Origin of the sequence: Pseudoalteromonas sp. (assembly GCF_041613455.1) — a bacterium.
Taxonomy (GTDB): Bacteria; Pseudomonadota; Gammaproteobacteria; order Enterobacterales; family Alteromonadaceae; genus Pseudoalteromonas.
On record NZ_JBFJHD010000222.1, the window covers coordinates 1 to 4,832 of the forward strand.

4 protein-coding genes and 2 tRNA genes are annotated in these 4,832 nt (G+C 40.8%); 2 read left to right on the top strand and 4 right to left on the bottom strand.

Annotation, left to right across the window (positions count from 1 at the left end; translation table 11 throughout):
* Positions 1-81: 81 nt before the first annotated feature.
* The gene (locus tag ABYB02_RS14645; RefSeq protein WP_372763149.1) at positions 82-921 is read right to left on the bottom strand and encodes a hypothetical protein; all 840 of its coding nucleotides are present in this window, start codon (positions 919-921) and stop codon (positions 82-84) included.
* A gap of 507 nt (positions 922-1,428) precedes the next feature.
* Between ABYB02_RS14645 and ABYB02_RS14650 the strand changes: the two genes are divergently transcribed.
* Positions 1,429-3,339: an aminotransferase class I/II-fold pyridoxal phosphate-dependent enzyme gene (locus tag ABYB02_RS14650; protein ID WP_372763150.1), complete on the top strand. Its 1,911-nt coding sequence runs from the start codon at positions 1,429-1,431 to the stop codon at positions 3,337-3,339.
* A gap of 118 nt (positions 3,340-3,457) precedes the next feature.
* The gene (gene gloA, locus ABYB02_RS14655; RefSeq protein ID WP_372763151.1) at positions 3,458-3,859 is read left to right on the top strand and encodes a lactoylglutathione lyase; all 402 of its coding nucleotides are present in this window, start codon (positions 3,458-3,460) and stop codon (positions 3,857-3,859) included.
* Between the two features lie 56 nt (positions 3,860-3,915).
* Here gloA and ABYB02_RS14660 read toward each other — a convergent pair whose 3' ends face one another.
* The 3 genes from ABYB02_RS14660 to ABYB02_RS14670 all read right to left on the bottom strand — a co-directional run bounded on the left by ABYB02_RS14660 (position 3,916) and on the right by ABYB02_RS14670 (position 4,809).
* On the bottom strand, positions 3,916-4,182 hold the full coding sequence (locus ABYB02_RS14660) for a DksA/TraR family C4-type zinc finger protein (protein ID WP_372763152.1): 267 nt from the start codon (positions 4,180-4,182) through the stop codon (positions 3,916-3,918).
* 392 nt (positions 4,183-4,574) lie between these two features.
* Positions 4,575-4,650, bottom strand: a tRNA-Glu gene (locus ABYB02_RS14665).
* Positions 4,651-4,733: 83 nt separating this feature from the next.
* Positions 4,734-4,809: transfer RNA gene (locus ABYB02_RS14670), tRNA-Glu, on the bottom strand.
* Positions 4,810-4,832: the final 23 nt, after the last annotated feature.

Consider the following 4,832-nt stretch of genomic DNA (forward strand, 5'->3'; position numbering starts at 1 on the left):
GTGGTCCCATATGTGCCATTTCCGGACGTTCGTAACGCCGCATTCAGCGCAGCGAGTCCGATGCAATGCTTTGTTATGAGATCATGCTGCCACAAGTTCATAATTCGCCCCTATTTTCCTAATAATCTCAAGCCCTTTGGGTAAAAGCATGCCACTTCTATCTGACAAGGCATGACTCGAAAGTCCTGTTATTGCACCGCCATTAATAATATTTTTTGACACAAGTTCATTAAACTTTTTGACTAATGATTCATCATCATCATTGACGACACTACTAGGGGTTATATGTCGCGTTGCTTCCTTTAAAATCTGATAACGACCAGGAGTTATTCCGTAATCTTGAACCATTAAATTACAATGTTCTTCTTCACAAACTCCAGCATTAGGAACCAAGTCGAAATGATCAATGCCAAATATTTTTCCATTACATCGGGCGTACACAACGGCGTTAATCAAAAGGTCGATCCAACCGTAGTCAAGGACCATCGTATTGCCGCAACCAATTGATACGTTCACAGCACCATTACCAACTTTTAGATTTTGATCTGCACTTGGAGCAACAAATTCAATATCTTCTGGTAGCTCGCCTTCATGCACCAGTTCACAGCGATAGTACTTATAGAGGATATAAGCTACATCATGCTGCTTACCCTTGAAATTTACACTAATTCCGCTATTACCAATATCAGGCCCACCAAAATCTCCAAAAAGAATTTTTCTGATCCTACCACCAACAAATAGAGTAAATGCCTCTCTATCACTCATCTCCTTGGTTGGATTTTCTAGTGATTTAGTTTTACCTTTTGGAAAAGTTTTTCTAGACGAAGCAGCAACACCAAGCATCAAATTAGTAAGAGCACCTAAGTATCTTTTATTTTCAGCGAGAAACGCAGCATCTTCGACTTGTTGTTTAATGCTCATGATGATTCCTTCTCATAACAATTTAATAGTGCGCTCGTCGCGCATATTTCTGCCGACTCCAGGCTCATTTATCTACATTATATGTTTTAACAAATAACCTAAGGTATTACTATCTCTAAGTTTTCTAACACTTTAAAGTAAAGTTAAATAGAACAATATGCGCGCGCAGCACATTTTCATGAATATATGCGCAAAGGACTGTTTGACCAATCAATTAACTATTATATTTAGCCAATCACAACGTACGGTTATCGCTCATAGCTGTAAGTCAGACATGAGCTAATAAAGCTCATCAATTAATGCGTATTCCAGTATTACATGTTGTTTATTAACGTATGCGCCTGACTTTGGTACCTTCCATGTTCCATACTTTGTAAGTCAATTTAAATAAAAGCTATTTATTGGTGATTTGCCGTAATTATTGGCACATTTTAAACTATTAATTTCACAACTGTTAATCCATTCGTTATGCTGTTGAGCATTATAAAATTTTTATTGCGACTCTCTATGTTACCGTTACTTCGTATATTGCTAATTGAGCAAGATCCCGCCACCTTGCAGGACCTTGCAACTAATCTCTCTAAAACCATTCCTAATTTTGAGCGCGGTGATGTTGATATCGATATCATTGAATGTGTTGAGCTAAAGCAAGCGTTAGAGCATGTAACGGAAGATGGCGATATTCAGGCCGTGGTACTGAGCTGGGATGTACAAAACAAGGTTGGCGAACGTACTTATAGTCGCTTTATTGAGCAGTTAAAAGGGATCCGTATCGAGTTGCCTGTGTATGTTATTGGCGACGACACTAAAGGGCTAGAAATTGTTAATGAGTCGGAGGAGATAGAGTCTTTTTTCTTTAAAGATGAGGTAATTTCCGATCCAGAAGCGATTTTAGGTTATATGATCAACGATTTCGATGACCGCTCAGAAACCCCATTTTGGACGGCGTACCGCCGCTATGTTGGCGAGTCGAATGATTCATGGCATACACCGGGTCATAGTGGCGGTTCTAGTTTTAGAAACTCCCCTTATATCAAAGATTTTTACCAGTTTTATGGTCGAAATGTGTTTGTGGGGGATCTGTCGGTGTCGGTCGATTCGTTAGGATCGTTATCAGATAGCACCAATACCATTGGCCGCGCTCAGGAGTCAGCCGCCGCAACGTTTGAAGTTAAGCATACTTATTTTGTTACCAATGGCTCGTCTACCTCAAATAAAATCATCTTGCAGACGCTGCTGCGCAAAGGCGATAAAGTGATCATCGACCGCAATTGCCATAAATCGGTGCACTATGGCATTTTGCAATCAGCTAGTTTACCCATTTATTTGTCGAGTGTTTTAAACCCTAAATATGGCATCTTTGCGCCGCCGTCGTTGGCCGATATTAAGCAGGCAATCGAGCAAAATACCGATGCTAAATTACTCGTGTTGACTGGTTGTACTTACGATGGTCTTCTTAGTGATTTGAAACAAGTGGTCGATTACGCCCACAAACATGGGATTAAAGTGTTTATTGACGAAGCGTGGTTTGCTTACTCGCTGTTTCATCCGAGCTTACGTTATTATTCTGCGATTCATGCTGGGGCCGATTATGTTACTCATTCAGCGCATAAAGTGGTTTCGGCGTTTTCTCAGGCGTCTTATATCCATGTTAATGACCCCGATTTTGATGCTGATTTCTTTCGAGAAATTTACAGTATTTATGCCAGCACATCGCCAAAGTATCAGCTTATCGCTTCACTTGATGTGTGCCAAAAGCAATTAGAGATGGAAGGCTATAAGTTACTCAATGCCTTGTTAAACCATGTGGACGAATTTAAACAACAAATGGCCTCGCTAAAGCATATTAAAGTGCTTGGTAAGCAAGATTTCATGAAAATATTTCCGCACTTTAGTGGGGATAATATGGGCCACGATCCGCTAAAAATCCTCATCGATATTAGTGAATTACCTTATTCATTAAAGGATATTCATAAATTCTTGCTAGATGAAATTGGCCTAGAGATAGAGAAATACACTCACAGCACCATTTTGGTGTTACTCACCCTTGGCGGTACACGGTCAAAGATCATTCGTTTATACAATGCGTTGAAAAAACTCGATAGTGGTAAGGTAAAACTAGCCACATCGACGCGGCGTTCTCGCTTGCCTGAAAATTTACCAGCCATCGACTTAGCGTGTATTCCAAGCGAAGCTTTTTATGGCGAGCGCGAATCGGTGCCTATAAGCAAAAGTAACAACCGTATTTGTGCCGGTTTAGTCACGCCCTATCCACCGGGTATTCCGTTGTTGGTTCCGGGGCAGCATATTACACAAGAGCATATAGACTATCTGAAAGAATTGGCAGGACAAGGATTGACGATTCAAGGCAGCTTTGATGGCGAAATTTATGTTCTTAAAGGTAAGGTTGAAAAATAAATATAGCGTAATACTGCTACGAGCTATAAATACTCATGGTGATGATACAGTATTATGATCTGAAATTATTTATAATCGCACGCTCGATATTTTACAGAATAAACTGAGGTAAATTTAAATGCGTTTGTTACACACTATGTTACGGGTTGCTGATTTAGAAAAATCAATTGCGTTTTATACAAACGTACTGGGTATGAAAGAATTACGCCGCGCTGATAACGAAGAATATCGCTACACACTGGCATTCGTGGGCTATGGTGATGAAAAAGATAATACAGTACTTGAGCTTACCTATAACTGGGATACAGACAGCTACGACCTAGGTAACGCTTATGGCCATATTGCGATTGAATTTGACGATATTTATAAAGCCTGTGAGGATATTAAAGCAGCTGGCGGTAACGTTAGCCGAGAGCCTGGGCCAGTAAAAGGTGGCAGCACTGAAATTGCTTTTGTTAAAGACCCTGACGGTTATGCTATTGAGCTTATTCAGAAAAAAGCCGATATGAGTAACTTTTAACTACTGGGTTTACTGAGTCGAAGTAGGTAATTTAAAAGGTGCTATTTAGCACCTTTTTACCTTAATTGGCTGTCTTTACTGGCACGGCGATTTACCGCTCCTGCAGCCGCGCCCTTACCTTCTATTGCTTGCTGGCAGCTAACACAGTAACGAACACCCGGTAATGCTAGCCTGCGCGCTTGAGGGATTGTTTCATCGCACTCTTCACATAGCTCTGCACTTGCACCCGATATTAAATTGCTTCTTGCATACTGTACGGCGTCGTTAACACTGGCATCAATTTGCTCTTGAACTGCGCCTTCTTTTGCCCAACCACTAGCCATAGACCCTCCTAATAATTTGGATGTATACATATCATAGTAAAAGCTAACTTTATTAAGGCTGAATATTGTTTTAGAGATCTAGGCTCTGTTGGTCATAATGGTTATTTTGTGGGGTAAGACGTTATATAGCTGTGAAGTATATTTTTTATTTATAGATTATTGACTAAGACATTAAATTAAAAAGAGGTGTATTGCTTAAGATAGGAAGTTGCGATGCTGCAAAAGATTAGTACTCTTGATAACGTCGTGCATAGAGAGTGCGGTGTTACACTGCTAGCACATTACTTAAAATAAAAGTAAGTGGCGTCCCCAAGAGATTAGTACTCTTGATAACGTCGTGCATAGAGAGTGCGGTGTCACACTGCCAGCACGTTACTTAAAATAAAAGTAAGTGGCGTCCCCAAGGGGATTCGAACCCCTGTTACCGCCGTGAAAGGGCGGTGTCCTAGGCCTCTAGACGATGGGGACACTGAAAAGTGTCACTAGGACAACTGAATTTTTAAACTTGTTTCAGACAAGCTTTTAATAACACTACCCTACTTAAAAGTAAGTGGCGTCCCCAAGGGGATTCGAACCCCTGTTACCGCCGTGAAAGGGCGGTGTCCTAGGCCTCTAGACGATGGGGACACTGAAAAGTGTCACTAGGACAA